General features: G+C 63.3%; 26 protein-coding genes. 22 read left to right on the top strand and 4 right to left on the bottom strand.

The annotated features are described in order from the left end of the window. Nucleotides 1-44: 44 nt before the first annotated feature. From BPHY_RS07340 to ftsB, 4 genes are all read left to right on the top strand, one after another. Nucleotides 45-1706 carry a CTP synthase gene (locus BPHY_RS07340; protein ID WP_012400836.1) on the top strand — a complete coding sequence of 554 codons (1662 nt, stop codon included), beginning with the start codon at nucleotides 45-47 and terminating at the stop codon, nucleotides 1704-1706. Continuing rightward, complete coding sequence (gene kdsA / locus BPHY_RS07335) at nucleotides 1703-2557, top strand: 3-deoxy-8-phosphooctulonate synthase (RefSeq protein ID WP_012400835.1); 855 nt, start codon at nucleotides 1703-1705, stop codon at nucleotides 2555-2557. Before BPHY_RS07340 ends, kdsA begins: the two co-directional genes overlap by 4 nt. Nucleotides 2558-2696: 139 nt before the next feature. Then, entirely contained in the window at nucleotides 2697-3980 is a 1284-nt protein-coding gene (gene eno / locus BPHY_RS07330; RefSeq protein WP_012400834.1) for a phosphopyruvate hydratase, read from the top strand. A 163-nt stretch (nucleotides 3981-4143) separates the two neighbouring features. Beyond that, nucleotides 4144-4572, top strand: coding sequence for a cell division protein FtsB (ftsB, locus tag BPHY_RS07325; protein ID WP_041763417.1), 429 nt, complete (start codon nucleotides 4144-4146; stop codon nucleotides 4570-4572). 111 nt (nucleotides 4573-4683) lie between these two features. Here ftsB and BPHY_RS07320 read toward each other — a convergent pair whose 3' ends face one another. The 3 genes from BPHY_RS07320 to BPHY_RS07310 all read right to left on the bottom strand — a co-directional run bounded on the left by BPHY_RS07320 (nucleotide 4684) and on the right by BPHY_RS07310 (nucleotide 6731). Further along, nucleotides 4684-5070 carry a hypothetical protein gene (locus tag BPHY_RS07320; RefSeq protein ID WP_012400832.1) on the bottom strand — a complete coding sequence of 129 codons (387 nt, stop codon included), beginning with the start codon at nucleotides 5068-5070 and terminating at the stop codon, nucleotides 4684-4686. A 121-nt stretch (nucleotides 5071-5191) separates the two neighbouring features. After that, nucleotides 5192-6142 carry an Hsp33 family molecular chaperone HslO gene (hslO, locus tag BPHY_RS07315; protein ID WP_012400831.1) on the bottom strand — a complete coding sequence of 317 codons (951 nt, stop codon included), beginning with the start codon at nucleotides 6140-6142 and terminating at the stop codon, nucleotides 5192-5194. Between the two features lie 64 nt (nucleotides 6143-6206). Next, nucleotides 6207-6731 carry a gamma carbonic anhydrase family protein gene (locus BPHY_RS07310; RefSeq protein WP_012400830.1) on the bottom strand — a complete coding sequence of 175 codons (525 nt, stop codon included), beginning with the start codon at nucleotides 6729-6731 and terminating at the stop codon, nucleotides 6207-6209. A 200-nt stretch (nucleotides 6732-6931) separates the two neighbouring features. Between BPHY_RS07310 and BPHY_RS07305 the strand changes: the two genes are divergently transcribed. The 10 genes from BPHY_RS07305 (at nucleotide 6932) to BPHY_RS07260 (ending at nucleotide 15927) form a co-directional block, all read left to right on the top strand. Beyond that, entirely contained in the window at nucleotides 6932-7786 is an 855-nt protein-coding gene (locus BPHY_RS07305; RefSeq protein ID WP_012400829.1) for a ferritin-like domain-containing protein, read from the top strand. Between the two features lie 79 nt (nucleotides 7787-7865). Then, nucleotides 7866-8762, top strand: a complete 897-nt coding sequence (locus BPHY_RS07300; RefSeq protein WP_041763415.1) for an alpha/beta fold hydrolase — start codon at nucleotides 7866-7868, stop codon at nucleotides 8760-8762. Nucleotides 8763-8849: 87 nt separating this feature from the next. After that, a complete protein-coding gene (locus BPHY_RS07295) occupies nucleotides 8850-9680 on the top strand; it encodes a 3',5'-nucleoside bisphosphate phosphatase (protein ID WP_041763840.1) in 831 nt (276 codons plus the stop codon). A gap of 73 nt (nucleotides 9681-9753) precedes the next feature. Beyond that, nucleotides 9754-10389: an L-threonylcarbamoyladenylate synthase gene (locus BPHY_RS07290; RefSeq protein WP_041763838.1), complete on the top strand. Its 636-nt coding sequence runs from the start codon at nucleotides 9754-9756 to the stop codon at nucleotides 10387-10389. A 58-nt stretch (nucleotides 10390-10447) separates the two neighbouring features. Beyond that, on the top strand, nucleotides 10448-11110 hold the full coding sequence (locus tag BPHY_RS07285) for a site-2 protease family protein (protein WP_012400825.1): 663 nt from the start codon (nucleotides 10448-10450) through the stop codon (nucleotides 11108-11110). A 9-nt stretch (nucleotides 11111-11119) separates the two neighbouring features. Continuing rightward, complete coding sequence (locus BPHY_RS07280) at nucleotides 11120-12322, top strand: tryptophan--tRNA ligase (protein WP_012400824.1); 1203 nt, start codon at nucleotides 11120-11122, stop codon at nucleotides 12320-12322. Then, the gene (locus BPHY_RS07275; protein WP_012400823.1) at nucleotides 12322-12939 is read left to right on the top strand and encodes a class I SAM-dependent methyltransferase; all 618 of its coding nucleotides are present in this window, start codon (nucleotides 12322-12324) and stop codon (nucleotides 12937-12939) included. The genes BPHY_RS07280 and BPHY_RS07275 overlap by 1 nt, the downstream gene beginning before the upstream one ends. A 42-nt stretch (nucleotides 12940-12981) precedes the next feature. After that, complete coding sequence (dapA, locus tag BPHY_RS07270; RefSeq protein ID WP_012400822.1) at nucleotides 12982-13890, top strand: 4-hydroxy-tetrahydrodipicolinate synthase; 909 nt, start codon at nucleotides 12982-12984, stop codon at nucleotides 13888-13890. A 106-nt stretch (nucleotides 13891-13996) separates the two neighbouring features. Beyond that, nucleotides 13997-15145, top strand: coding sequence for an outer membrane protein assembly factor BamC (gene bamC / locus BPHY_RS07265; RefSeq protein WP_012400821.1), 1149 nt, complete (start codon nucleotides 13997-13999; stop codon nucleotides 15143-15145). Between the two features lie 8 nt (nucleotides 15146-15153). Further along, nucleotides 15154-15927 (top strand): MBL fold metallo-hydrolase, encoded by a 774-nt coding sequence (locus BPHY_RS07260; RefSeq protein WP_012400820.1) that lies wholly within the window; start codon nucleotides 15154-15156, stop codon nucleotides 15925-15927. Between the two features lie 115 nt (nucleotides 15928-16042). On the opposite strand, the gene BPHY_RS07255 is transcribed toward BPHY_RS07260, so the two are convergent. Further along, nucleotides 16043-16741, bottom strand: a complete 699-nt coding sequence (locus BPHY_RS07255; protein ID WP_012400819.1) for a Bax inhibitor-1/YccA family protein — start codon at nucleotides 16739-16741, stop codon at nucleotides 16043-16045. 324 nt (nucleotides 16742-17065) lie between these two features. Between BPHY_RS07255 and ndk the strand changes: the two genes are divergently transcribed. The 8 genes from ndk (at nucleotide 17066) to der (ending at nucleotide 26546) form a co-directional block, all read left to right on the top strand. Further along, a complete protein-coding gene (gene ndk, locus BPHY_RS07250) occupies nucleotides 17066-17491 on the top strand; it encodes a nucleoside-diphosphate kinase (RefSeq protein WP_012400818.1) in 426 nt (141 codons plus the stop codon). 108 nt (nucleotides 17492-17599) lie between these two features. Then, nucleotides 17600-18748: a 23S rRNA (adenine(2503)-C(2))-methyltransferase RlmN gene (gene rlmN / locus BPHY_RS07245; protein WP_012400817.1), complete on the top strand. Its 1149-nt coding sequence runs from the start codon at nucleotides 17600-17602 to the stop codon at nucleotides 18746-18748. Between the two features lie 209 nt (nucleotides 18749-18957). After that, nucleotides 18958-20067 (top strand): helix-turn-helix domain-containing protein, encoded by a 1110-nt coding sequence (locus BPHY_RS07240; protein WP_012400816.1) that lies wholly within the window; start codon nucleotides 18958-18960, stop codon nucleotides 20065-20067. A gap of 123 nt (nucleotides 20068-20190) precedes the next feature. Continuing rightward, a complete protein-coding gene (gene ispG / locus BPHY_RS07235) occupies nucleotides 20191-21504 on the top strand; it encodes a flavodoxin-dependent (E)-4-hydroxy-3-methylbut-2-enyl-diphosphate synthase (RefSeq protein WP_012400815.1) in 1314 nt (437 codons plus the stop codon). A gap of 33 nt (nucleotides 21505-21537) precedes the next feature. After that, a complete protein-coding gene (gene hisS / locus BPHY_RS07230) occupies nucleotides 21538-22878 on the top strand; it encodes a histidine--tRNA ligase (RefSeq protein WP_012400814.1) in 1341 nt (446 codons plus the stop codon). A gap of 86 nt (nucleotides 22879-22964) precedes the next feature. Beyond that, nucleotides 22965-23591 (top strand): tetratricopeptide repeat protein, encoded by a 627-nt coding sequence (locus tag BPHY_RS07225; protein ID WP_012400813.1) that lies wholly within the window; start codon nucleotides 22965-22967, stop codon nucleotides 23589-23591. Between the two features lie 68 nt (nucleotides 23592-23659). Continuing rightward, nucleotides 23660-24805: an outer membrane protein assembly factor BamB gene (gene bamB / locus BPHY_RS07220; protein ID WP_041763413.1), complete on the top strand. Its 1146-nt coding sequence runs from the start codon at nucleotides 23660-23662 to the stop codon at nucleotides 24803-24805. Between the two features lie 400 nt (nucleotides 24806-25205). Beyond that, nucleotides 25206-26546, top strand: a complete 1341-nt coding sequence (gene der / locus BPHY_RS07215) for a ribosome biogenesis GTPase Der (protein WP_012400811.1) — start codon at nucleotides 25206-25208, stop codon at nucleotides 26544-26546. Nucleotides 26547-26612 lie beyond the last annotated feature (66 nt).

The raw sequence follows: 26612 nt of genomic DNA, 5'->3' as shown, positions 1-26612 counted from the left end.
GCACGCGTTCGGGTATAATCCGTTTTTCCCGCGAGCATCCAGCGATGACCAAATATGTTTTCGTCACCGGCGGCGTAGTTTCTTCCCTCGGCAAGGGTATTGCCGCCGCTTCCCTCGCCGCGATCCTCGAATCGCGCGGTCTGAAAGTCACCCTCCTCAAGCTTGATCCTTACATCAACGTCGACCCCGGCACGATGAGTCCGTTTCAACACGGCGAAGTGTTCGTGACGGAAGATGGCGCTGAGACGGACCTCGACCTCGGCCACTACGAGCGCTTCATCAGCACGAAGATGCGCAAGGCCAACAACTTCACCACGGGCCAGATCTACGAATCGGTGATCCGCAAGGAACGCCGTGGCGATTATCTCGGCAAGACGGTCCAGGTCATCCCCCACATCACGAACGAAATCCAGGCATTCGTCGAACGCGGCGCGGCATCCGCGACGTGCGGCGAGCCGGATGTCGCAATCGTCGAAGTGGGCGGCACGGTGGGTGACATCGAATCGCTGCCGTTCCTCGAAGCCGCGCGTCAGATGAGCCTGCGCCTCGGCCGCAACAGCGCGTGTTTCGTGCACCTCACGCTGGTTCCGTTCATCGCCACCGCGGGCGAGCTGAAAACCAAGCCGACGCAGCACAGCGTGCAGAAGCTGCGCGAAATCGGCATCTACCCGAATGTGCTGTTGTGCCGTGCCGACCGCCGCATCCCTGACGACGAGCGCGCGAAGATTTCGATGTTCTCGAACGTGCCGGAAGACGCCGTGATCTCGGTGTGGGACGTCGACAGCATCTACAAGATTCCGCAGATGCTGCACGACCAGGGCCTCGACGAGCTGATCTGCGAAGAGCTGAAGCTCACCGCCAGGCCGGCTGATCTGTCGATCTGGTCGGAAATGGTCGAGAAGCTCGAGAACCCGAAGAGTGAAGTGACGATCGGCATGGTCGGCAAGTACGTCGAACTGACCGAGTCGTACAAGTCGCTGATCGAAGCGCTGCGCCATGCGTCGATCCACACGTCGACGAAGGTCAACATCGAATACATCGACTCGGAAGAGCTGGAAGAGAACGGCGTCGACAGCCTCAAGCATCTGGATGCCGTGCTGGTTCCGGGTGGTTTCGGCCGCCGCGGCACGGAAGGCAAGATCAAGGCCATCCGCTATGCACGCGAAGCAAAGGTGCCGTACCTCGGCATTTGCCTCGGCATGCAGCTGGCGGTGATCGAATTCGCGCGCGACGTCGTCGGCCTCAAGGATGCGAATAGCACGGAATTCGACCAGGACACGCCGAACCGCGTCGTCGCGCTAATCACCGAGTGGTACGACCGCGAAGGTAAGGTCGAGAAGCGCACGGAAGAATCCGATCTGGGCGGCACGATGCGCCTCGGTTCGCAGCGTTGCCCGATCAAGCCGGGCACGATGGCTGAAGAGATCTACGGCAAGGATGTGAACGAGCGTCACCGTCACCGTTATGAAGTCAATAACCGCTTCGTGCCCCAGCTCGAAGGCGGTGGCCTTATCATCAGCGCCCGTACCCCGAGCGAAGATCTGCCGGAAATGATGGAACTGCCGCGTTCGATGCACCCTTGGTTCGTCGGCGTCCAGTTCCACCCCGAATTCACGTCGACGCCTCGTGACGGCCATCCGCTGTTCAAGGCGTTCGTCGAAGCGGCGCGCGCTCACCACGAAGCGAGCGTCGAGGAGAAAGTATGAAACTGGGCGATTTCGAAATCGGCCTCGACAAGCCGTTTTTCCTGATCGCGGGCACCTGTGTCGTCGAATCCGAACAGATGACGATCGACACGGCCGGCAAGCTGAAGGAAATCTGTGCGAAGCTGAAGATTCCGTTCATCTACAAGTCTTCGTACGACAAGGCCAATCGCAGCAGCGGTAAGTCTTTCCGTGGTTTGGGAATGGACGAGGGATTGCGCATCCTCTCCGAAGTGAAGCGTCAGCTGGGCCTTCACGTCTTGACCGACGTGCACAGCGAGCATGAGATCGAGCCGGTTGCATCCGTCGTCGACGTGCTGCAGACGCCGGCGTTCCTATGCCGTCAGACGGACTTCATCCACGCGTGCGCGCGTTCGGGCAAGCCCGTTAACATCAAGAAGGGCCAGTTCCTCGCGCCGCACGACATGAAGAACGTGATCGACAAGGCGCGCGATGCGGCGCGTGAAGCCGGTCTGTCGGAAGACCGCTTCATGGCGTGCGAGCGCGGTGTGTCGTTCGGCTATAACAACCTCGTGTCGGACATGCGTTCGCTCGCGATCATGCGCGAAACGGGCGCGCCCGTCGTGTTCGACGCGACCCACTCGGTTCAATTGCCGGGCGGGCAGGGCACGAGTTCGGGGGGGCAGCGCGAGTTCGTCCCCGTTCTGGCGCGCGCGGCCGTCGCAACGGGTATCGCGGGCCTGTTCATGGAAACGCATCCGAATCCGGCGGAAGCGAAGTCGGACGGTCCGAATGCTGTGCCGCTGCATCGCATGGCCGATCTGCTCGAGACGCTGATGACGCTCGACCAGGCCGTCAAGCGCACACCGTTCCTCGAGAACGATTTCAACTGATGCAATCACGCGTGCGGCGTCGCGGTCCGGCGCTGCACGTGTGCTCCAACCCGATGGTCGTCGAACGCGTCCGGACGCGTGTGGTCGAAGTGGTCCGGACGTCTCATCTTAAGAATTCATCGTCATTTCAGAGGAAACCATGAGTGCTATCGTAGATATCATCGGTCGCGAGATTCTCGATTCGCGAGGCAACCCCACCGTCGAATGCGACGTGCTGCTCGAATCGGGCACGATGGGCCGCGCGGCTGTGCCGTCGGGTGCATCGACGGGCTCGCGTGAAGCGATTGAACTGCGCGACGGCGAAGCCGGCCGCTACGGCGGCAAGGGCGTGCTGAAGGCCGTCGAGCACATCAACACCGAAATCTCCGAAGCGATCATGGGCCTCGACGCTTCCGAGCAGGCTTTCCTCGACAAGACGCTGCTGGAACTCGACGGCACGGACAACAAGTCGCGCCTCGGCGCGAACGCGATGCTGGCCGTATCGATGGCTGTCGCGAAGGCCGCCGCTGAAGAAGCCGGTCTGCCGCTGTACCGCTACTTCGGCGGCTCGGGCGCGATGCAGCTGCCCGTGCCGATGATGAACATCGTCAACGGCGGCGCGCACGCGAACAACAGCTTGGACATCCAGGAATTCATGATCGTCCCCGTCAGCCAGCCGACCTTCCGCGAAGCACTGCGCTGCGGCGCCGAAGTGTTCCACGCGCTGAAGAAGATCCTGTCGGATCGCGGCATGAGCACGGCAGTGGGCGACGAAGGCGGCTTCGCGCCGAACTTCGGCAGCAACGACGAGTGCCTGTCGACCATCCTGCAAGCGATCGAAAAGGCCGGCTACCGCGCCGGTGAAGACGTCCTGCTCGCGCTCGACTGCGCGGCAAGCGAGTTCTACCACGACGGCAAGTACCAGCTGGCGGGTGAAGGCCTGCAACTGTCGTCGGCCGAATTCGCGGACTACCTCGCGACGCTCGCCGACAAGTTTCCGATCGTGTCGATCGAAGACGGCATGCACGAAGGCGACTGGGAAGGCTGGAAGCTACTCACCGACAAGCTCGGCAAGAAGATCCAGCTGGTCGGCGACGACCTGTTCGTGACGAACACGCGCATCCTGAAGGAAGGGATCGAAAAGGGCATCGCGAATTCGATCCTGATCAAGATCAACCAGATCGGCACCCTGACGGAAACCTTCGCAGCGATCGAAATGGCGAAGCGCGCCGGTTACACGGCTGTGATCTCGCACCGTTCGGGCGAAACGGAAGACTCGACGATCGCGGACATCGCGGTGGGCCTGAACGCCGGTCAGATCAAGACGGGCTCGCTGTCGCGCAGCGACCGTATCTCGAAGTACAACCAGCTGCTGCGTATCGAGGAAGATCTCGGCGATATCGCCAGCTATCCGGGCAAGTCGGCGTTCTACAACCTGCGTTGAACGTTCGGTTCATGCTTTTGAGACAGATTGACGCGCAAGAGTGACGCTTGCTGTCAACATTTCGTCTCAATAACCGTTAAACCGGTTATGCTTCGCTACTGATTCACCTTGTCGCCCTGCGTAAAGCGCAGGGCGACGCACATTGAACCCTGCAATTTACTTCATGCGGCTCGTCACCGTTGTTCTGCTCGTCCTACTGGTGCTGATCCAATACCCGCTATGGTGGGGTCATGGCGGCTGGTTGCGTGTCCACGAACTGCAGCAGGAACTAGCGCGGCAACTGCAAAAGAACGCGGACGCAAAGGAGCGCAACGAGCGCATCCAGGGCGAGGTGCAGGATCTGCAGAACGGCACGGCAGCCGTCGAGGAGCGGGCACGTTACGAAATGGGCATGGTCAAGGACAGCGAGGTCTTCGTGCAGTTCGTGTCGCCCAATTCGCCTGCATCGGCGGCGAACGCGCCGCAGTCGACCACATCGACGCGCGGTCAGATCACGGGTGCGCCGCTGCGCGTCGTGCCGAATCCGGAGTCCCGTGTGAAGCCGGATCGCAGGCACGCGAAAAAGGAAGCGAAGGAGAAGAAGCCGGGTTGATGCGCGCTGATAGCGAAGCCGGCGCGACGGCCTTACGAACAAGGCGCGGTTCATGCGAACCGCGCCTTTTGTTTTGGCGAGTTGCTTTCGCGACTCGCGCCATCATGCGCATCACCAGCCCCAACCCCACCCCGGCGCGTAGCCGTAACCGACGCCCGTGCTCCAGCCGTGTCCCCAGCCGCCGCTGGAGTAGCTGCCGAAGACAGAGACGGGCGGCGCCGCGTAGCGCGAATAAGCCTGGGCTGCGGCGTCGGCGGCCATCGCCTGGTTCTGCTCGGCCATCACCTGTCTGTCGATTTCGTCGTAGCGGGCGCGTTCTTCCGGCGTCAGCGGTTGCGCCGTCGCCGCGATGCCGGATTGATCGGCGGGCAAGCGGCTGTAAATCGGCGACGGACCGGGCGGGTCCATCATGCAGCCGGACAGCGCGGAAACACCCGCAGCGAACGCGAGCGTGCGGGCGAGTCGATGTGCGCAATGCAGCAGGGCAGGGGCGAACATGTCGAACTCCATCGGTCGGATACCTAAACAATCGGGCGGCATTGCGCGCGCCCAGTGTCACTAACCGATGATACCGCGTCGCCGTTGCGCCAAAGCGAGACGGGGCGACGCGGGGGCTGCGTCAGTGACGCTGTTCGGCAGCGGGCGCCACGCCTTGTGAGAGCCCGCTCGCGACAAAAAGTTGCGCGACGTCGACGGGGTCGAACTCGTAGCGCTGGTTGCAGAATTCGCAGTGGATTTCGACGTGGCCGCGCTCCTCGATCACGCTATCCACTTCCTCCCGACCCAGCATCTTCAGCATGTTGCCGACTCGCGCACGCGAACACGTGCATTCGAAGCGCGTCCGCGCCGGCTCGAAGTGCTGCACGTTTTCCTGCCAGAAGAGGCGGCGGAACAGCGTGCCCGGCTCTTCGGCCAGCATTTCATCGTGCGACAGGGTGCTGCCCAGTGTGCACAGGCGGTCCCACGTATCGGCATCGATTTCCCCCGGATGCGGGACGATGCCGCCGTCGCCCGGCAGCTTCTGCAGCAGCATGCCGACGGCCCGATCGTCGTTGGCCGCGAGCCACAGGCGCGTATCGAGCTGCTCCGAGTGGCGCATATAGTGCTCGAGCACTTCCGCCATCGACTTGAGCGGCCCGTCCACGCCGGACAACGGCACGATGCCCTGATACGGCTGCTGGCCGGGCACTTTGGTCTTCGGATCGAGCGTGATCACGCAGCGGCCGTGGCCGCCGACGTTGAGGAGATTGACCAGCGAGAGGTCGTCAGAGATCGCGTTCGCGGCGTCACCCGAGAACTTGGCCGTGGCGCGCATCGAGAGGTCTGAGTTGCACTGCACGACGAGCATCTTCACGGGGCCGTCGCCGAAAATCTGCATGATCAGCGTGCCGTCGAACTTCAGATTCGCCGACAGCAGTGCGCACGCGGCCATCATTTCGCCGAGCACGTTCCGCACGGGCGCCGGATAACTCCGGCGCGTCAGTACTTCCTGCCATGTATTGCGCAACGAAACGATTTCGCCACGAACGGGCGCCGCGCTGAACATGAATTTTTGCAACTGGTCACTCACAACTTTTCCTCGGTCGAAACCGCGCGGTGGGAAAGCCGCGCGTGGTGCGCCGTGCGGTCGGCCACTAGCCGATGCGCACGAGCTGCGCCTTGAAATAGTCCCTGCGTTCCACATAAATGTCTGCGGCGCGCTTAAGGCCTTTGATATCTGCTTCAGTCAACTCCCGGACGACCTTCGCGGGCGAGCCGAGAATCAAAGAATTGTCAGGAAAAACCTTGCCTTCGGTAACGACGGCGCCTGCGCCAACCAGACAATTGCGGCCGATTACCGCTCCATTCAAGACCACGGCCTGGATGCCGATTAGCGCGCCTTCCTTGACCGTGCAACCATGCAGCATCGCCTGGTGGCCCACCGTCACGCCCGCTTCCAGCGTCAGCGGAAAGCCAGGATCGGCGTGCAGGACGGCACTCTCCTGTATGTTAGTGCCCTTGCCGATCGTGATCGGCTCGTTGTCGCCGCGAATCGACGCGCCGAACCACACACTGGCATTTTCTTCGAGCGTCACGTCGCCGATGATCGTCGCCGTGTCCGCAACGAACACGCTTTCGTGGATGGTCGGGGCTGCGTCGCCAAGCTTGTAGATTGCCACGGTGTCTCCTCGGGTCTCGGGCGCTGCGCTGCCGTCGAATGGGCAGGCGCAGCGAAGTGCGCGAAATATGGGCATTGCGCGCGGCATGCTCGAATCGCGTATTGTAAACGGTTGTACCAGAAGTCCGTATGAAGCGCGCGCGTGCGCCGCGCCGTGCCAGAATTGCACGTCGTGTGTTTTTTCGTTGCTTGCGTTTGTCGATGTCTGCCGCCGATACCATCCGTCCTGTTCCCTTCCATTGCGCCCGTTCCGACGCGCTCGCCGTCTTGGCGGAACGTGTCCCCGCCGTGAAAGCCGCGGGGGCGCGGGCGCTTTATGCGCGGGCGCTCGAAGGCGCGGCAGTCGTGTCGCCGCAGCGCGTGCTGGATGAGCCGTCGGGATTGCCGGGCCGACCGGAGCTGCCGGAACTGGTCGAGCCGCGCAAGCTCGGACGGCGCGGCATGCAGTCGCCGCAGGGGCGCGCGGTGCTGTTGCATGCGCTTGCGCACATCGAGTTCAACGCCATCAATCTCGCGCTCGACGCCGCGTGGCGTTTCAGCGGTATGCCCGAAGCGTTTTACATCGACTGGCTGAAAGTCGCGTCGGAGGAAGCGCATCACTTTTTGTTGCTGAGCGCGCGGCTGGCGGAATTTGGCCACGCCTACGGCGATTTCCCGGCTCACGATGGCCTGTGGGACATGTGCGAGCGCACCCGAGGCGACGTGCTCGCGCGCATGGCGCTCGTGCCGCGCACGCTCGAGGCGCGTGGGCTCGACGCGTCGCCGCCGATCCGCGCGCGCTTGCAGCAGGCGGGCGATGACGCGTCGGCGGCAATTCTGGACGTGATCCTGCGTGATGAAATTGGCCACGTGCTGATCGGCAATCGCTGGTTCCGCTATCTGTGCGACCTGAGGGGCGCCGACGCGCATCAGACTTATCTGCGTCTTTCTGACGAGTATCGCGCGCCGAAGCTGCGCGGACCGTTCAATTTCGAGGCGCGCCGCGACGCCGGATTCGAAGAGGAAGAGTTGGCCGCGCTGGCGGGCCTTGAAACGCAGCAGCGCGCGGACGGCTGACGCGCGGCGTGGGGTTGTCGTCAGCGGCGGCGCGACTATCTCGATATAATCGAACGATCATTCTTTTATGCTCCGAAACATGGATCGTCCTCTCACGCCTTCCATTTCCGAATTTCTCACCGTGCGCGGCGTACGACTTCATGTGCGCCGCTGGGGCCGTCCGGATGCGCCGACGCTCTTTATGTTGCACGGCTGGATGGACGTCGCCGCGTCGTTTCAATTCGTCGTCGACGCGCTCGCGGGTGACTGGCAGGTGATCGCGCCCGACGCGCGCGGCTTTGGGCTGTCCGACTGGCCCGTCGCGCAACGCGGCGGCGGTCATTACTGGTTCCAGGAGTATCTGGCCGACCTCGACGCGCTGCTCGATCACTACGCGCCGGCAGGCGAAGTGAACCTCGTGGGTCACAGCATGGGCGCGAACGTCGTGTGCCTGTACGCGGGCGTGCGCCCGGAGCGCGTGCGGCGGGTGGTCGATCTGGAAGGCTTCGGGCTCGCGCCAGCGAAGGCGGCACATCTGCCGCGCCGTATGGCGTCATGGCTCGACGAGCTGCGCGAGCCGCCGACGCTGCGTCCCTACGCGTCGCTCGACGACGTTGCTGCACGTCTCATCAGGACCAACGCCCGGCTTGCGCCGCAGCGCGCCCGTTTTCTCGCGCAGCACTGGTCGAAGCCGGACGGGACGGGCGGGTATGTGTTGCTTGCCGATCCGGCGCACAAGATCCGCGGGCCGCTGTTGTATCGGCTCGACGAAATCATGGCCGTCTGGGCCAATGTGCGGGCCGGCGTGCTGCATGTCGAAGCCACCGCGTCGCCGACGCTTGCGGCGCTGGCCGGAAATATTCCGCTCGACGAATTCAAGGCGCGGTTTCAGGCGTTCGCCGACTGGCGCGAGGAATTTATCGAGGATGCGGGACACATGGTTCATCACGATCAGCCGGAGCAGGTCGCGGCGCTTATCGAGGCGTTCTGCGCCTAGTATCTGTCGCGGATTTGCGCCGCCGAATCCTCTGCGTACGCTTACTGCGTTGCAGTAAAATGGGCTGAATCCGCTATCAAGAACATGATGAACGCCGACCTGCATTGCCATTCCACCGTGTCCGACGGCGCATTCGCGCCAGCCGAAGTCGCGCGCCGTGCGCATGCCGGCGGCGTGACGCTGTGGGCGCTCACCGATCATGACGAAATCGGCGGTCAGGTCGAAGCGCGCGAAGCAGCAGAAGCGCTCGGCATGCAGTACCTGAGCGGCGTCGAAATTTCGGTCACGTGGGCGTCGCGCACGATTCATATCGTCGGTCTGCACGTCGATCCCGCCTGCCAGGCGCTCATCGAAGGGCTGGAGCGCACGCGCAACGGCCGGGCCGCCCGCGCCGAAGCGATCGGCGAACAGCTGGAAGCGTTCGGCATTCCCGATGCGTACCAAGGCGCACTGAAGTTCGTATCGAATCCCGACATGATTTCGCGCACGCACTTTGCGCGTTTCATGGTCGAACACGGCTACGCGGACAACACCCAGGACGTGTTCGACCGTTTTCTCGGCGACGGCAAGCCGTGTTGCGTCGCGCATCGCTGGTCGAAGCTCGCCGACGCGGTCAAATGGATCCGGCTTGCGGGCGGCGAAGCGGTGATCGCGCATCCGGGCCGCTACGCATACACGCAGACCGAATTCGACGCGCTGTTCGGCGAGTTCATCGATCTCGGCGGCAAGGCGATCGAAGTCGTCACGGGCAGCCACACGCCCGATCAGTACCGCGAATACGCGGACGTCGCGCGGCGCTTCGGTTTCGAGGCATCGCGCGGGTCCGATTTTCATGCGGCCGGCGAGGGCCGCGTCGAACTCGGCAGTCTGCCGCCGTTGCCGTCCGATCTGAAGCCAGTCTGGGAACGTTGGCTGTAAGCTCTCGTTGTCCGCCGTGCATCGGCGCGCGCTGCATGAGCCGTCGCTGTTCACCGATTTCCTCACCGACATCATGTCCCAATACTTTCGGCTTCATCCCGACAATCCTCAGCCGCGCCTCATCAAACAGGCTGCGCAGATCATCGAGAGCGGCGGCGTGGTTGCGCTGCCGACCGACTCGAGCTACGCGCTCGCGTGCCAGCTGGACAACAGGAATGCCGTCGATCGCGTGCGGCGCATCCGCGGCATCGACGAGCGGCAGCTGCTATCGTTGCTCGTGCGCGATCTGTCGGAGCTGGCGAATTTTGCGCTCGTCGACAACCGTCAGTACCGTCTGATCAAATCCGTGACGCCCGGCCCCTACGTGTTCGTGCTGCAGGCGACCAAGGAAGTGCCGCGCCGGCTGTCGCATCCGTCGCGCAAGACGATCGGCTTGCGCGTGCCCGACCACGCGATCACGCTCGCCATTCTGGAAGAGCTCGGCCAGCCGCTGCTCGGCTCGACGCTGATCCTGCCGGGCGAAACGCAGCCGCTGAACGACCCGGCGGAAATTCGCGAAAGGCTGGAAAAGCAGCTCGATCTGGTGATCGACGGCGGCGCGTGTCCGTGCGAGCCATCGACGGTGATCGACCTGACAGGCGAAGAGCCCGTGCTGGTGAGGCCGGGGCGAGGCTCGCTTGCGCCGTTCGGTCTCGAAGAGACGGCCTAGACGCGACATGAGCGAAAGCCGACAGAGCCGCAAGGCGCCGTTGTTACAATAGAGCGATATGGATTCCTCCCTGATACAGACCATCGTTGTCTACGCGTTGCCTGTCATTTTCGCGATCACGCTGCACGAGGCGGCTCACGGCTATGTCGCGCGCATGCTCGGCGACAACACAGCGTATGTGCTCGGCCGGGTGTCGTTCAATCCGATGCGGCACATCGACCCGATCGGCACCATCCTGATTCCGTTGGTGCTTTACTTCGCGACGAGCGGCGCGTTCATGTTCGGCTACGCGAAGCCGGTGCCCGTCGCGTTCGGCAATCTGCGCAATCCTCGTTGGGGTTCGCTGTGGGTGGCGCTCGCGGGTCCGTTGTGCAATTTCGTGCAGGCGCTGCTCTGGGGCGTGTTCGGCGTGGCGCTGGCCGCGCTCAACGTCGACGAACCATTCTTCACGCGCATGGCGCGCGCCGGTGTGTTCGTGAATCTGGTGCTCGGCGTGCTGAACCTGTTTCCGTTGCCTCCCCTCGACGGCGGGCGCGTGCTGACGGCGCTGTTGCCCGTGCGCCCGGCGATGATGCTCGCGCGCCTCGAACCGTATGGCTTTTTTATCGTGATGGCGCTCGTGATGACGGGCACGCTGACGCGTTTCTGGCTGAGTCCGCTCGTGAATATCGGCTACGCGGCAGTGACGGCTATCCTGACTCCCCTCATTTCGCTTCTATAAATCAAAACCATGTACCCCGACCGTATCTTCTCCGGCATGCGGCCTACCGGCTCGCTGCACCTCGGCCACTATCACGGCGTGCTGAAAAACTGGGTGCGTCTGCAATCCGAGTATCCGTGCTTTTTCTGTGTGGTCGACTGGCACGCGCTGACGACACACTATGAAACGCCGGAGGTAATCGAGAAGAACGTCTGGGATGTGCTGATCGACTGGCTCGCTTCGGGCATCGATCCCGCGCAGGCGACGCTGTTCATCCAGAGCCGCGTGCCCGAGCACGCCGAGCTCGCGCTGCTGCTCGGCATGAGCACGCCGCTCAGCTGGCTCGAACGCGTGCCGACCTACAAGGAGCAGATCGAAAAGCTGCGCGACAAGGACCTCGGCACTTACGGTTTTCTCGGCTACCCGGTGCTGATGGCGGCGGACATCCTGCTGTATCGCGCGTCGCTCGTGCCCGTCGGTGAGGATCAGGTGCCGCACGTCGAAATGGCGCGCGAAATGGCGCGGCGCTTCAATTACATGTACGGCCGCGAGCCGGGCTTCGAGGAAAAAGCGAACGAGGCGGCGAAGAAACTCGGCGGCAAGCGCTCGAAGCTGTATCACGAGCTGCGCAATGGATATCAGCAGGAAGGCAACGAAGAGGCGCTCGAAAAAGCCCGCGCGATGCTGTCGGAGTCGCAAAGCCTGTCGATGAGCGACCGCGAGCGCCTCTTCGGCTACCTCGAGGGCTCGCGCAAGATCATCCTGCCCGAGCCGCAGGTGCTGCTGACGGAAGCGTCGCGCATGCCGGGCCTCGACGGCCAGAAGATGTCGAAGTCGTATGGCAACACGATCGGTCTGCGTGAAGACGCGGAAACAATCACGAAGAAAGTCCGCACGATGCCGACCGACCCGGCGCGCGTGCGCCGCACGGATCCGGGCGATCCCGACAAGTGCCCGGTGTGGCAGCTGCATCAGGTCTACACCGACAGCGAGACGCACGAGTGGGTGCAGAAGGGTTGCCGCTCGGCGGGCATCGGCTGCCTCGAATGCAAGCAGCCGGTGATCGAAGGCATTCTGCGCGAGCAGCAGCCGATGCTCGAGCGCGCACAGAAGTACATGGACGACCCGTCGCTGCTGCGCGCGATCGTCGCCGATGGTTGCGACAAGGCGCGCCGTTTCGCGACGGAGACGATGCGCGACGTGCGCGAAGCGATGGGTCTCTCATACACCTGATGACGGATTGCCTGAACCCGGGCCCGCCGGGCGCCCGCCATACGGCGGTCGGCGAGCCGTCGCGCTGGGTGAAGCGCTGGGCGCATCTGGTCGATGCGCGCGGCGCTGTGCTCGACGTGGCATCGGGGGCGGGGCGGCACGCGCGCTTCTTCGCGTCGCGCGGCCATCCCGTCACCGCGATCGACCGCGATGACGCGGCGCTCGTGTCGATGAGCGGCCTGCCGGACATTGAAATCATCGCCGCCGACATCGAGAATGGCCCCTGGCCGCTGCGGGCGGGCGCGCAATTTTCGGCCGTCGTCGTCACGAACTACCTGCACCGGCCGCTCTTTCCTCAGTTGCTGGCGGCACTCGCGCCCGGCGGCGTGCTGATCTATGAAACCTTCGCGCAGGGGAACGAAACAGTCGGCAAGCCATCGAATCCCGCGTTTCTGCTCGCGCCAGGCGAGCTGCTCGACGCGGTACGGGGCCGGCTACGTGTCGTTGCATTTCAGGACGGTTTCCTCGCCGAACCGCGCCCCGCTTACGTGCAGCGCATCTGCGCGGTGCGCGACGCAGAGGGATCGGTCAAACCGAAAGATAAGGGGGTTCCCCCGCGTTACGATTTGGTCGGTTAATCCGCTACAATTGAAGTTTATCCAACAAATTCATGACGTTTCATGGCTAACGGCACTCAGCAAGACGGCGTCGCGATTCGCGGCAGCATTCCCGCCATCATCACTCCGATGCTCGAAGACGGCAGTCTCGATCTGCCGGCGTTCCGCAAACTGGTGGACTGGCACATCGAAGAGGGTACGAACGCGCTGGTCGTAGTCGGTACGAGCGGCGAGTCGGCGACGCTGTCGGTCGATGAACACGTCCTGATGGTCAAGACGGCCGTCGAGCACGCGGCGGGCCGCATCCCCGTGATCGCGGGCGCCGGTGCCAACTCGACCACGGAAGCAATCGAGTTGACCGAGCAGGCGAAGAAAGTGGGCGCCGACGCCACGCTGCAGGTCGTGCCGTACTACAACAAGCCCACCCAGGAAGGCATCTATCGCCATTTCGCGAAGATTGCCGAAGCCGTCGATCTTCCCGTGATCCTGTACAACGTGCCGGGCCGCACGGTCGCGGATATGTCGAACGAGACGATCCTGCGCCTCGCCAACGTGCCTGGCATCATCGGCGTGAAGGAGGCGACGGGCAACATCGACCGCGCCGCGCATCTGATCAAGTCGGCGCCCGCGCATTTCGGCATTTACAGCGGGGACGATCCCACCGCGATCGCGCTGATGCTGCTGGGCGGTCACGGCAATATCTCGGTGACGGCGAACGTCGCGCCGCGTCTGATGAGCGAGCTGTGCAAAGCGGCGCTGGCCGCCGACGCGAAGACGGCACGCGAAATTCACCTGAAACTGCTCTCGCTGCACAAGAACCTCTTCATCGAATCGAACCCGATTCCCGCGAAGTGGGCGTTGCAGCAACTGGGCCGCATCAAGGGCGGCATCCGTCTGCCTCTGACGCCGCTTGACGCGCGTTACCACGACGTGGTCCGCGCTGCGCTGCGCGAGGCAGGGCTGCTCGGCTGAGCGTCTGGTTTTTCAGGCGCCTTCCGGCATTTTTTCAACTGACGTCGATATCGCCCACGGTCCTGCACCGAATCCGGCAGCGCGTTCTAGCTTCACGAAGGACCTCATGAAACGTTCCGCACTTTCCCTCCACGCAACGCGCCTGGCGGCGCTGACGCTTGCGGCTGGCACGGTTGTGTCGCTTTCTGGCTGCGAGTCGCTGAACGACATGCTCGCGTCGGACAAGGTGAATTACAAGGCGACGGCGAGCGCGCCGCCGCTGACCGTGCCGAGCGATCTGACGGCCGCGCAGATCGACCAGCGCTACGTCGCGCCGCCTGCGGGCACCGCGCTCGGCGGCGCGCCGGAGCGCGCAAAGACGGCAGCCGGCAATCTGACGGAAGGCGTGCCCAACGCGCAGGATCCGATGGGCATGCACGTCGAACGCGACGGCGACCGCCGCTGGCTGGTCGTGAACGGCCGCACCCCGGAGCAACTGTGGCCGCAGCTGCAGGAATTCTGGACGGAGAACGGTTTTTCGCTGAAGACGGACGCGCCGTCGACGGGCATCATGGCCACCGACTGGGCTGAAAACCGCGCGAACATTCCGGACGACTGGTTCCGTCGGACGGTCGGCAAGGTGATCGATTTCGCCTACTCGTCGGGCACGCGCGACAGTTTCCGTACGCTGGTGTCGCGCGACACGAGCGGCGGCACCGACATTTCCATCACTCATGCAGCGATGGAAGAAGTGCTGACGGGGCAAGACAAGACGTCGTCGCGCTGGGTCGAGCGGCCACGCAATCCGGCTCTCGAAGCCGAATTCCTCGCCAAGCTGATGCAGAAGTTCGGCCTTACCGACGCACAATCGAAGCAGCTGCTGACCGACGCGCGTCCAGCGACGGCTGCGGCGCAGCTCGACAAGGGTGCGGGCGGCGCGACTCTGGATCTACCGGAATCGTTCGATCGCGCGTGGCTGCGGGTCGGCCTCGCTCTCGACCGAACGAACTTCACCGTCGACAACCGCGATCGCGAAAAAGGCATCTACTATGTCCGTTACGCGGATTCGATGCAGGAATTAAAGCGCGACGGTCTGTTCGGCAAGCTGTTCTACAGCGACAAGAGCACGAAGAAAGACGGCCACGAGTTCCTCGTCAATGTGCGCTCGAAGGGCGACGCGATGACGCAGGTGGCCGTCGTCGATTCGAACGGTCAGGTGGATACGTCATCGGACGCGCAGCGCATCGTGTCGCTGTTGCATGCGCAACTCAACTAAGGCGGGTCGTGCGATTCGCGAGTCTGGGAAGCGGTAGTGAAGGCAACGCACTGCTGGTCGAAGCTCAAAGCGGCGCGACGACCACGCGGGTTCTGCTGGACTGCGGCTTCTCAGGCAAAGAAGTCGCCCGGCGGCTAGAGCGGCTGGGTGCGGGCGTCGACGAACTCGACGCCATCCTCATTACCCACGAACACAGCGATCACATCGGCAGCGCGCTCACACTTGCGCGCAAACTGTCGATACCGCTGTATATGAGCTGGGGTACGGCGCGCGCCGTCGGCGCGGACGAGTCCAATGTCGATCTGCGCGTGCTTTGGGGCGACGAGGTCGTCGCGATCGGCGATCTGAGCGTGCTGCCGTACACCGTGCCGCACGACGCGCGCGAACCGCTGCAATACGTGTTTTCCGATGGTGCATCGCGGCTGGGCGTATTGACCGACGTCGGCACATCGACGCCGCACATCGCCGCGGTGCTGAGCGGTTGCGACGCGCTCGTGCTCGAGTGCAATCATGACGTCCAGATGCTGGCCGCATCGCGCTATCCGCCGTCGTTGAAGGCGCGGATCGGCGGAAATCATGGTCATCTAAACAATGATGCGGCCGCGGACATCCTCGCGTCGCTCGATCGCTCGAAGTTGCGGCATCTGGTCGCCGCGCATCTGAGTCAGCAGAACAATCTGCCCGAGCTGGCGCAGGCCGCGATGGCGGCTGTGCTGGGCGCGCCGGCGACGGAAGTGGTGGTCGCGACGCAAGGTGAAGGATTCGGCTGGCTGAGCCTGTGAGATTGCGGCTCGCTGGAGCAAAAACAGAAACGCCCGTGACGTGGCGCGTCACGGGCGTTTCTGTTTTTGGCCGGCCACTAGCCGCCACTAGCCATTAGCTAGCGGTCAGCCTCGGTCAATTGCGGTTGCCGCCGAAGATGCCGAGGATCGACAGCAGGTTCACGAATACGTTGTACAGGTCGAGATAGATTGCCAATGTCGCCGTGATGTAGTTGGTCTCACCGCCGTTCACGACGCGCTGCACGTCGAACAGCATGTAGGCCGAGAAAATAACGATGGCAAGCACGGACACCGTCAGCATCAGCGCGGGCAATTGTAGAAACACGTTTGCGACCATGGCCAGCAGCAGCACGATCACGCCCATGAACAACCACTTGCCGAGGCCCGAGAAGTCGCGCTTGCTGACGGTGGCGATGGTTGCCATTGCCGCGAAGATCACACCAGTGCCACCAAAGGCGAGCATGATCAGCGACGGCCCGTTCGAAAAGCCGAGGATGAAGCTCAGCAGGCGCGACAGCATCAGGCCCATAAAGAACGTGAAGCCGAGCAGCACGAACACGCCGGCGGCGCTGTCTTTCGTCTTCTGAATCGCGAACATGAAGCCGAACGCGATCGCGAAGAACGCGAGCATGCTCATGGCCGGGCTGGTGGCGGCGAACAGCGAGAAGCCGGTCGCCACGCCTACCCACGCGCCGAGCACAGTCGGCAGCATCGACAGCGCGAGCAGCCAGTAGGTGTTGCGCAGCACCCGGTTGCGGGTCTCGGCCGTGGTGATGGAACCGCCGCGGCCAAAGTTATAGGGATATTCGTTCATGGTCTCTCCTTGCGTCAGACGCGGTGTTGCGACGTGGCTTGCAACGGTTTTCGTACGGTGCGGCGGGCGATTGCCATCCGTCACGCGAACCCACAACCCTAAGATTAGCGCTGGATCGGGGAGTTTCAATGCATCGCACAACGACGTGCGATTTCATTGTGCGGCCCTTTTCTTAGCCCTGTCTTAAAAAGAAGTATGGGAGGAACTGCGGCACTCTTCTTGGACCTTACAGTGCCGTAAGGGTTCAATCGCAATCATACACGGGAACATGCTACAATAGCGGATTCATTTAAATCTGTAACCTCTTAATTTTCTGGAGTTTTTATGGCGATCGAACGCACCCTGTCGATTATCAAGCCGGACGCAGTGGCCAAGAACGTGATCGGCCAGATCTACAGCCGCTTCGAAAACGCTGGTCTGAAGATTGTGGCATCGCGCATGGTTCACCTGTCGCGCGCCGACGCAGAGAAGTTCTACGCAGTGCACGCAGCCCGCCCGTTTTTCAAGGATCTGGTTGAATTCATGATTTCCGGTCCGGTTCAGGTTCAGGTTCTGGAAGGCGAAGGCGCGATCCTGAAGAACCGCGACCTGATGGGCGCAACGGATCCGAAGAAGGCTGAGAAAGGCACGATCCGCGCTGACTTCGCTGACAGCATCGACGCCAATGCAGTCCACGGTTCGGACGCTCCGGAAACGGCAGCCGTCGAAGTCGCGTTCTTCTTCCCGGAAGTCAACGTCTACTCGCGTTAAGCGCTTCGTCACACAGCAGTAACAGCAGCAGGAGCGGGCGCGAGCGGTATACGCGTTCATGCAGCTTGTTGCATGAACGCAGTCTCGCACTGAATGGCAGGATTCGATATGACGAGCAGTCCAACCGTCAACCTTCTCGATCTCGACGCCGCGGGTCTCGTCGCGTATTGCGACAGCCTCGGCGAGAAGCCGTTTCGCGCCAAGCAATTGCAGCGCTGGATTCACCAGTACAACGCTGCCGACTTCGACGGGATGACCGATCTCGCGAAGTCCTTGCGCGAAAAGCTGAAAGGCCGTGCATCAATCACGATGCCCCCAGTTGTCAGCGACCATATTTCTTCCGACGGCACACGCAAGTGGCTCGTCGACGTCGGCAACGGCAATGCCGTCGAAACCGTGTACATCCCTGAAGAAACGCGCGGCACGCTGTGCGTGTCGTCGCAGGCTGGATGCGCCGTCAACTGCCGGTTCTGTTCGACGGGCAAGCAGGGTTTCTCACGCAATCTCGGCACCGGCGAAATCATCGGGCAGTTGCGCATGGCCGAGTTCGCGCTGCGTGCGTCCCGCGGCACGGCCGGCGGCCGCGCGACGGGCGGTGACGGCAAGGGCGAGCGCGTCGTCACGAATGTCGTGATGATGGGCATGGGCGAGCCGCTGCTCAATTATGACGCGGTCGTGCCCGCCATGCGCCTGATGCTCGACGACAACGCGTACGGTCTGTCGCGCCGGCGCGTTACGCTGTCCACGTCGGGCGTGGTGCCGATGATGGACCGGCTCGGCGCTGACCTCCCCGTGGCGCTCGCTGTGTCGCTGCACGCGCCGAACGACGCGCTGCGCGACGAGCTTGTGCCTCTGAACAAAAAGTATCCGCTGCGTGAGCTGATGGCGGCTTGCCAGCGTTATCTGAAAGTCGCGCCGCGCGACTTCATCACCTTCGAATACTGCATGCTCGACGGCGTGAACGACAGCGAGGCGCATGCACGCGAGTTGCTCGCGGTTACACGCGATGTGCCGTGCAAGTTCAACCTGATTCCGTTCAATCCGTTCCCGGAGTCGGGCCTGTTGCGTTCGAAAAGCGAACAGATCAAGCGTTTTGCGCAGGTGTTGATGGACGCCGGGGTCGTCACGACCGTGCGCAAAACGCGCGGTGACGACATCGACGCGGCCTGTGGTCAGCTCGCGGGCGCTGTCAAGGATCGCACGCGCCTCGCCGAGCGCACCGGCAAGGGGAAGGTCATCGAAGTCCGCGCCGTGTAAGGCCCGCGACAGCCAAAACAGGGCGGGACCTCAGTCAACCGTCCATGCGGGCGCGCCATATCGCGCGAGGCGAAAGAAGGTGTGTAAAAGCGATCGGACGCGGTACGCACAGCCGCACATTTTGTTATAAACGGTCTGCGAAACCGGGCAAGGCATCGAGCCGCCCGCTCGCATGAGTGATTAAAAGAATCGACGCGAAAGGATTTGGGATGAGTGAGCCGCAGCACCCGCAACCGCACGACGTGGATACGCATTCGGATCGACCGCTGCCGGCGGCACCGGCAGTCGTGCCGGGCGGGTTCGACTCGCTGGCTGCCGTCGGCGCCCGGCTAGCACAGTTGCGCGAATCGAAGGGCTGGTCGGTCGAAGACGTGTCGGCGCGCCTGAAAGTCTCGCCGGGCAAGCTGCGCGGGCTCGAAGCAGGCGATCTCACCCTGTTGCCGGACACGACGTTCGCGCTGGGCGTGGTGCGCAGCTACGCGAAGATGGTCGGGGCCGATCCGGCACCGATGACGCAGGCGCTGCGCCGCGAGAAAGGGGTGCCGGAGCCGGCGCTGACCATGCCGGCGTCGGCCGGTACGGATTTGCCGCGAGGGAAAGTGTCGCTGTCGCTTGGCGGCGGCGGTGCGCCGCGCCGTCGTTCGTGGCTTTGGGGCGTAGCCCTGGCCGTGGTCGTGCTGATCGCGCTCGCCATGTGGCATACGAACAATGGAGATTCGAACGCGTGGCTCGCACGTCTGAAGGGCATGGCGGGCGGCTCGGCGCGCACGGAAGGTGCGTCGTCGGTTGCGGGGCAACCGGCGAGCGGCGCGTCAGTGACGGGCGCAGTGACGTCGGCATCGGCGACTCAGGCGGACGCACCCGCGGATACGCAGGCGGCGGACGCAGGAGGCGCGTCGTCGGCAATGCCCATGCCTACGCCGCTGCCGATGGCAGGCGTCGCGCCGGCATCGAATGCGGCATCGGTGTCTGCGCCGGCTGCTGCTGCCCCGAAGGCCGCAAGTGCGGCACCCGCTGTCGCGATGGCTGCATCGGCCGCGCCGGCCAGCGAGCCGACGGCCGCACCTCAGGGCGCGTCGACGGTCTCGCTGACGGTCAGGCAGGACAGCTGGTTTAGCGTGCGTCAGAAGGACGGCAAGGAAGTGTTCTCCGGGCTCGTGCACGCAGGCGAAACGAAGGAAGTCAGCGGACAGCCGCCGCTCAAGGTGACGGTCGGCAACAAGGCGGGTCTGGACTCGATCACGCTGGACGGCCAGCCGGTCGACCCGGCCAAATACGCGTCGGCCAAGGGCAATGTGGCACGCTTCGCGTTGCCCTGACGCAAATCAATCGCGTGCGCCGCGGCTTCGGGGCTGCGGCGCTTTTTCAATTCATGCGTCGTTTTTTGCAACAGGGCCCGGCGTGTACCGGGTGCTGAGCGGGTGACGCAAGCGGGTTTATCGATGCACTCCGATCAAGTGAAATCCAGCAGTCAGATTGTTTCGACCGTGCCGGTGTTCGGCGGTCATGCGCCGCGTCGCCGCTCGAATGCGGTCGACGTGCGTTGGGGCGGCCAACTCGTGACGATCGGCGGCGACGCGCCCGTGCGCGTGCAGTCGATGACCAACACGGATACGGCCGATGCAATCGGCACCGCGATACAGATCAAGGAACTCGCGCAGGCCGGTTCGGAGCTCGTGCGTATCACGGTGAATACGCCGGAAGCGGCGGCCGCCGTGCCCGCGATCCGCGAGCAGCTCGACCGCATGGGCGTGACGGTGCCGCTGGTCGGTGACTTCCATTACAACGGACATTTGTTGCTGCGCGACTATCCGGGCTGCGCGGAATCGCTGTCGAAGTACCGCATCAACCCGGGCAACGTCGGTCAGGGCGCGAAGCGCGACACGCAGTTCGCGCAGATGATCGAAGCCGCAGCCAGGTACGACAAGCCGGTGCGTATCGGCGTGAACTGGGGCAGCCTCGATCAGGACCTGCTCGCGAAGATGATGGACGAGAACGCCGCGCGCGCCGAACCGTGGGAAGCGCAAAGCGTGATGTACGAAGCGCTGATCCAGTCGGCGATCGGCTCGGCGGAACGTGCTGTCGAACTGGGTCTCGGCCGCGACAAGATCATCCTGTCGTGCAAGGTGAGCGGCGTGCAGGATCTGATCGCCGTCTACCAGGAACTCGCGCGCCGCTGCGACTTCGCGCTGCACCTGGGCCTTACGGAAGCGGGCATGGGGTCGAAGGGCATCGTCGCGTCGACGGCTGCACTGTCCGTGCTGCTGCAGCAGGGCATCGGCGATACGATCCGTATTTCGCTGACGCCGGAACCGGGCGCATCGCGCACTGGCGAGGTGATCGTCGGCCAGGAAATCCTGCAGACGATGGGCCTGCGTTCGTTCGCGCCAATGGTCATCGCGTGCCCGGGTTGCGGGCGCACGACGAGCACGCTGTTCCAGGAGCTGGCGTCGCAGATTCAGAGTTATCTGCGCACCCAGATGCCCCTGTGGCGCGATACGTATCCGGGGGTCGAGAAGATGCACGTCGCCGTAATGGGCTGCATCGTCAACGGGCCGGGCGAATCGAAGCACGCGAACATCGGTATCAGCCTGCCCGGCTCGGGTGAGAACCCGGCTGCGCCCGTCTTCATCGACGGCGTGAAGGTCAAGACGCTGCGCGGCGAAAACATCGCGCAGGAATTCCAGCAGATCGTGAGCGACTACGTCGAGCGCAGCTATGGGCCCAACGCGGTCCGCGCCGAAGCGACGAACTGATTCGCCCCATCTCCAATCGTCAATCAAAGACAGATGACTGAACAGAAGAAACGGCTTGAAAAGTTGTCCGGCGTGAAGGGCATGAACGACATCCTTCCGCAGGACGCAGGCTTGTGGGAGTTTTTCGAAACGACGGTCAAATCGATGCTGCGTTCGTACGGATACCAGAATATCCGCACGCCGATCGTCGAGCATACGCAGCTCTTCACGCGCGGTATCGGCGAAGTGACCGACATCGTCGAAAAAGAGATGTACAGTTTCACCGACGCGCTGAACGGCGAGAACCTGACGATGCGACCGGAAAACACGGCTGCCGTCGTGCGCGCGTCGATCGAGCACAACATGCTGTACGACGGCCCGAAGCGTCTGTGGTACATCGGCCCGATGTTCCGCCACGAGCGTCCGCAGCGTGGCCGTTATCGCCAGTTCCATCAGGTGGGCGTCGAGGCACTCGGCTTCGCCGGTCCGGACACTGACGCCGAAATCATCCTGATGTGTCAACGTCTGTGGGACGACCTCGGGCTGACGGGCATCAAGCTCGAAATCAACTCGCTGGGTCTCGCTGAAGAGCGGGCGAAGCATCGCGTCGAACTGATCGCGTATCTCGAGAAGCACATGGATGTGCTCGACGAAGACGCGAAGCGCCGTCTCTACACGAACCCGCTGCGCGTGCTGGACACGAAAAATCCGGCCCTTCAGGCCGTCGCGCAGAACGCGCCCAAGCTGATCGATTTCCTCGGCGACGAATCGCGTGCGCACTTTGAAGGCCTGCAGCGCATCCTCAAGGCGAACAACATTCCGTTCACGATCAATCCGCGTCTCGTGCGCGGTCTGGATTACTACAACCTGACCGTCTTTGAATGGGTGACCGACAAGCTCGGCGCGCAAGGCACGGTGGCGGCAGGCGGCCGTTACGATCCGTTGATCGAGCAACTCGGCGGCAAGCCGACGGCGGCATGCGGTTGGGCGATGGGCATCGAGCGCATTCTCGAACTGCTCAAGGAAGAGAACCTCGTGCCCGAAAACGAAGGCTGCGACGTGTATGTCGCGCATCAGGGCGAAGCGGCGCGCGACCAGGCGTTCATCGTCGCAGAGCGTTTGCGCGACACGGGCCTCGACGTGATTCTGCATTGCAGTCCTGATGGTCAGGCGTCCAGCTTCAAGTCGCAGATGAAACGCGCTGACGCAAGCGGCGCGGCGTTCGCCGTGATCCTGGGCGAAGACGAAATCGCGAACGGCACGGCGGGTGTCAAGGCGCTGCGCGATTCGTCGCAAAGCAATGGAAAGAGCGAGCAACAAACGGTGCCGCTCGAAGACTTGACCGAATATCTAATCAATGCGATGGTTGCGTCCACCGAAGACGGCGACGATTGAGCGCGGCCATGCGTATCGACGTTCTGCGGGCCGCAACGCTTGCGGTCCCAATCAGATAAGGCACCACGAAAGGAAAACGCGTCGCGATGAGTTACCACGACGAACAAGAATCGATTGAAAGTCTGAAAGCCTGGTGGGCGCAGTGGGGGAACGGCGTCACGTGGATCGTGCTGGTCGCGCTCGTTGCTGCGGCCGGCTGGAACGGCTGGAACTACTGGCAGCGTCATCAGGCGGCGGAAGCGGCCGTGCTGTACGACCAGGTTCAGCAAGTTACGGCAGGCACGGACAAGGCGACCATTACGCGCGTGTCGACCGACATGGAAGACAAGTTCAGCGGCACCGCGTACGCGCAGATGACAGCGCTCGCCGCTGCGAAGGCGCTGTACGCCGCCGGCGACGAGCCGGGCGCGAAGGCGCAGCTGCAATGGGCGATCGATCACGCGAAGGACGACGAATTCAAGCAGATCGCGAAGCTGCGCCTGGCATCGTTGCTGCTCGACGAAAAGGCCTATGATGCCGGTCTCGCGCTGCTGAACGATCCTTCGGATGCGTTCAAGGGCGTGGTCGCCGACCGGCGCGGCGATTTGTTAGCCGCGCAAGGCAAGCGTGACGATGCGCGCACGGCTTACAAGCTCGCGCTCGACTCGCTTCCGAAGAACGATGCCTCGGCCCGTCAACTGATCCAGTTCAAGCTCGACGCGCTGGGCGGCTGAGCGTTGCGCGTTGCCGCAACGCCCGCCGTTACCTTTTGATCAATACAACATACATGCTTCGTTCACCGATGAATCTGCTGAAACGTTACGCCGTGCCCGTTGCCTGTGCGATGACCGTGCTCGCTCTGTCGGCCTGCTCGTCGTCGAAAGACGAGCGCCGCGTGCCCACGCCGCTCACCGAGTTCAAACCCGTGCTCGACGTGCAGCAGACCTGGTCGGCCAGTGTCGGCAAGGCCGGGCGCTATATGTTCTCGCCCGTCGCGGTCGGCGACACCGTGTACGCTGCGGGCGCGAACGGCTCGGTCGCGAAGATCGACGCGAAGACAGGCAAGGACGTGTGGCGCACGAAAGTCGACGGCGACCTGTCGGCGGGCGTCGGCACGGACGGCACGCTGACGGCCGTCGGCGGCCTGAAGGGCGAAGTGTTCGTGCTTGACCAGAACGGCAAGCTGTCGTGGAAGGGCACGGCGCCGGGCGAAATCCTGTCGCCCCCGCTGGTGGGCAACGGCCTCGTGGTCGTGCGTACGGTTGACGGCCAGATCACCGCGTTCAACGCGCAGACGGGTGAGCAGAAGTGGAATTACCGCAACCGCGCGGTGCCGCTCAATCTGCGTGTGTCGTCGGGCATGACGTTCGCGGGCGACGCGGCCGTGCTGGCCGGCTTCCCGGGCGGCCAGTTCGCAGCGATCAACCTGCAGACGGGCGACGCGTACTGGACGACGCCCGTGTCGTACCCGAAGGGTGTCACGGAAGTCGAACGTATCAACGACGTGACGGGCCCGCCCACGCTGGTCGGCGCCGAAACGTGCGCGGTGACGTTCCAGGGCCAGCTGGGCTGCTTTGATGCGAATTCGGGCCGCGCGCTCTGGGAAAAGGCATTTTCAAGCACGAGCGGTCTTGCGCAGGACGACCGTGTCGTGGTCGCGGGTGACGACTGGGCAGTCGTGTCGGCGTATGACGCCGCAACGGGCAAGCAGTTGTGGCGCAACGACCAGCTGAAGAGCCGCGACGTCAGCGTGCCGCTGCTGCTCGGTCACGCCGCCGTGGTCGGCGACTACCAGGGCTTCGTGCACTTCCTGTCGCGCGACGACGGCACGTTCGTCGCCCGCGCGAAGACGGACGGCAGCGCCATCACGGCAGCACCCGTGCTGGCGGGCGACACGCTGGTTGTGCAGACGCACGACGGCGACCTGTACGGGTTCCGTCCGCGTTAATGATGGTTGGCTGCGCGGCGCGCGTCTGAGGGGGCGCCGTGCGGCGATTGCAGGCCGGCTTTGCCGGCCGCAGCTGTTTTACTGGCGTCCCAATACTTATCGGACGCAGGCGCGAACCAAAGCGAGCCGGTTTATCGCCGGAATCGCCAGTCGGGTTGCATTGGCGGTCAACTCGAAGGCGTCGCGCCATTCATGTCGATCTCGTCGGGTCGCACACGTTACCCGCGCGGACCTGCCCAGGCAACCAACCCGACATCATTCGCATGCGCAAGCTCCGCGCGTTCGAAATAGGTCGAATTCGTGATAATTTTCGTCAAATGCAGCCGTGCAACGGCCGCATGGCGTTGCCAGCGCGGCAGGTCGACCGTTCGACCCTGCGCTTCACTGTGAACAAGATCTGATGAAACCCGTAATTGCCCTCGTCGGGCGCCCCAATGTGGGGAAATCCACGCTGTTCAACCGGCTCACGCGTTCGCGCGATGCGCTCGTCGCCGATTTGCCCGGCCTCACGCGCGATCGTCATTACGGCGAAGGGCGAGTGGGCGGCGAACGTCCGTATCTGGTCGTCGATACGGGCGGCTTCGAGCCCGTCGCGAAGGACGGCATCCTGTTCGAGATGGCGCGCCAGACGCGCCAGGCCGTCGAGGAATCGGACGTCATCGTGTTCATTGTCGACGGCCGCAACGGTCTCGCGCCGCAAGACAAATCGATCGCCGACTATCTGCGCAAGACGGGCCGGCCGATCTTCCTCGTCGTCAACAAGGCCGAGGGGATGAAGTACACGAACGTCGCCGCCGACTTCTACGAACTGGGCCTCGGTGACCCGCGGGCGATTTCCGCCGCGCATGGCGACGGCGTGACCGAGATGATCAACGAGGCGCTCGATGTCGCGTACGCGGGCCAGCCGGAAGAAAGCGACGAGGAAAAGGCGCAGCACGGCATCAAGATCGCCATCGTCGGACGGCCGAATGTCGGGAAGTCCACGCTGGTTAATACGCTGATCGGCGAAGACCGCGTGATCGCGTTCGACATGCCGGGCACGACGCGCGACTCGATCTACGTCGACTTCGAGCGGCAAGGCAAAAAATACACGCTGATCGACACGGCGGGCCTGCGCAAGCGCGGCAAGGTGTTCGAGGCGATCGAAAAGTTCTCGGTCGTGAAGACGCTGCAGTCGATTTCCGACGCCAATGTCGTGATTCTGCTGCTGGACGCGCGCCAGGACATCTCGGAGCAGGACGCGCACATCGCAGGCTTCGTGGTCGAGCAGGGCAGAGCACTGGTGGTGGGCGTGAACAAGTGGGACGGGCTCGATCCGCATGTGCGTGAGCGCACCAAATCCGATCTTCAGCGCAAGCTAAAATTCCTCGAGTTCGCGAAATTCCACTTCATTTCTGCAGCGGAAAAGACGGGGATCGGGCCGCTGATGCGCTCCGTCGACGACGCGTACAAGGCCGCGATGTCCAAGCTGCCGACGCCGAAGCTCACGCGCGCGCTGATCGAAGCCGTCGAGTTCCAGCAGCCGCGGCGCCGGGGCCCCGTGCGTCCGAAGCTGCGCTACGCGCACCAGGGGGGACAGAATCCGCCGATCATCGTGATTCACGGCAACGCGCTCGACGCCGTTACCGATACGTACAAGCGTTACCTCGAAAACCGCTTCCGGGAAACTTTCGCGCTGACGGGCACTCCATTGCGGATAGAGTTCCGGTCCTCGACGAATCCTTACGCGGACAAGGACTGACAGAAGGCTGTGAGGCAGGCTGATTCCCGGCTTGAATTCCGGGCTGAAACCCGCATGTACATTGGG

The organism is Paraburkholderia phymatum STM815 (assembly GCF_000020045.1).
GTDB classification, from domain to species: domain Bacteria; phylum Pseudomonadota; class Gammaproteobacteria; order Burkholderiales; family Burkholderiaceae; genus Paraburkholderia; species Paraburkholderia phymatum.
This window is presented reverse-complemented; position numbering and strand designations above follow the sequence as displayed.

Excerpts from the sequence above, each read along its gene's own strand:
- BPHY_RS07340 (WP_012400836.1), top strand. The coding sequence starts at position 45 with ATGACCAAATATGTTTTCGTCACCGGCGGCGTAGTTTCTTCCCTCGGC.
- kdsA (WP_012400835.1), top strand. The coding sequence starts at position 1,703 with ATGAAACTGGGCGATTTCGAAATCGGCCTCGACAAGCCGTTTTTCCTG.
- eno (WP_012400834.1), top strand. The coding sequence starts at position 2,697 with ATGAGTGCTATCGTAGATATCATCGGTCGCGAGATTCTCGATTCGCGA.
- ftsB (WP_041763417.1), top strand. The coding sequence starts at position 4,144 with ATGCGGCTCGTCACCGTTGTTCTGCTCGTCCTACTGGTGCTGATCCAA.
- BPHY_RS07320 (WP_012400832.1), bottom strand. The coding sequence starts at position 5,070 with ATGTTCGCCCCTGCCCTGCTGCATTGCGCACATCGACTCGCCCGCACG.
- BPHY_RS07305 (WP_012400829.1), top strand. The coding sequence starts at position 6,932 with ATGTCTGCCGCCGATACCATCCGTCCTGTTCCCTTCCATTGCGCCCGT.
- BPHY_RS07300 (WP_041763415.1), top strand. The coding sequence starts at position 7,866 with ATGGATCGTCCTCTCACGCCTTCCATTTCCGAATTTCTCACCGTGCGC.
- BPHY_RS07295 (WP_041763840.1), top strand. The coding sequence starts at position 8,850 with ATGAACGCCGACCTGCATTGCCATTCCACCGTGTCCGACGGCGCATTC.
- BPHY_RS07290 (WP_041763838.1), top strand. The coding sequence starts at position 9,754 with ATGTCCCAATACTTTCGGCTTCATCCCGACAATCCTCAGCCGCGCCTC.
- BPHY_RS07285 (WP_012400825.1), top strand. The coding sequence starts at position 10,448 with ATGGATTCCTCCCTGATACAGACCATCGTTGTCTACGCGTTGCCTGTC.
- BPHY_RS07280 (WP_012400824.1), top strand. The coding sequence starts at position 11,120 with ATGTACCCCGACCGTATCTTCTCCGGCATGCGGCCTACCGGCTCGCTG.
- BPHY_RS07275 (WP_012400823.1), top strand. The coding sequence starts at position 12,322 with ATGACGGATTGCCTGAACCCGGGCCCGCCGGGCGCCCGCCATACGGCG.
- dapA (WP_012400822.1), top strand. The coding sequence starts at position 12,982 with ATGGCTAACGGCACTCAGCAAGACGGCGTCGCGATTCGCGGCAGCATT.
- bamC (WP_012400821.1), top strand. The coding sequence starts at position 13,997 with ATGAAACGTTCCGCACTTTCCCTCCACGCAACGCGCCTGGCGGCGCTG.
- BPHY_RS07255 (WP_012400819.1), bottom strand. The coding sequence starts at position 16,741 with ATGAACGAATATCCCTATAACTTTGGCCGCGGCGGTTCCATCACCACG.
- ndk (WP_012400818.1), top strand. The coding sequence starts at position 17,066 with ATGGCGATCGAACGCACCCTGTCGATTATCAAGCCGGACGCAGTGGCC.
- rlmN (WP_012400817.1), top strand. The coding sequence starts at position 17,600 with ATGACGAGCAGTCCAACCGTCAACCTTCTCGATCTCGACGCCGCGGGT.
- BPHY_RS07240 (WP_012400816.1), top strand. The coding sequence starts at position 18,958 with ATGAGTGAGCCGCAGCACCCGCAACCGCACGACGTGGATACGCATTCG.
- ispG (WP_012400815.1), top strand. The coding sequence starts at position 20,191 with ATGCACTCCGATCAAGTGAAATCCAGCAGTCAGATTGTTTCGACCGTG.
- hisS (WP_012400814.1), top strand. The coding sequence starts at position 21,538 with ATGACTGAACAGAAGAAACGGCTTGAAAAGTTGTCCGGCGTGAAGGGC.
- BPHY_RS07225 (WP_012400813.1), top strand. The coding sequence starts at position 22,965 with ATGAGTTACCACGACGAACAAGAATCGATTGAAAGTCTGAAAGCCTGG.
- bamB (WP_041763413.1), top strand. The coding sequence starts at position 23,660 with ATGAATCTGCTGAAACGTTACGCCGTGCCCGTTGCCTGTGCGATGACC.
- der (WP_012400811.1), top strand. The coding sequence starts at position 25,206 with ATGAAACCCGTAATTGCCCTCGTCGGGCGCCCCAATGTGGGGAAATCC.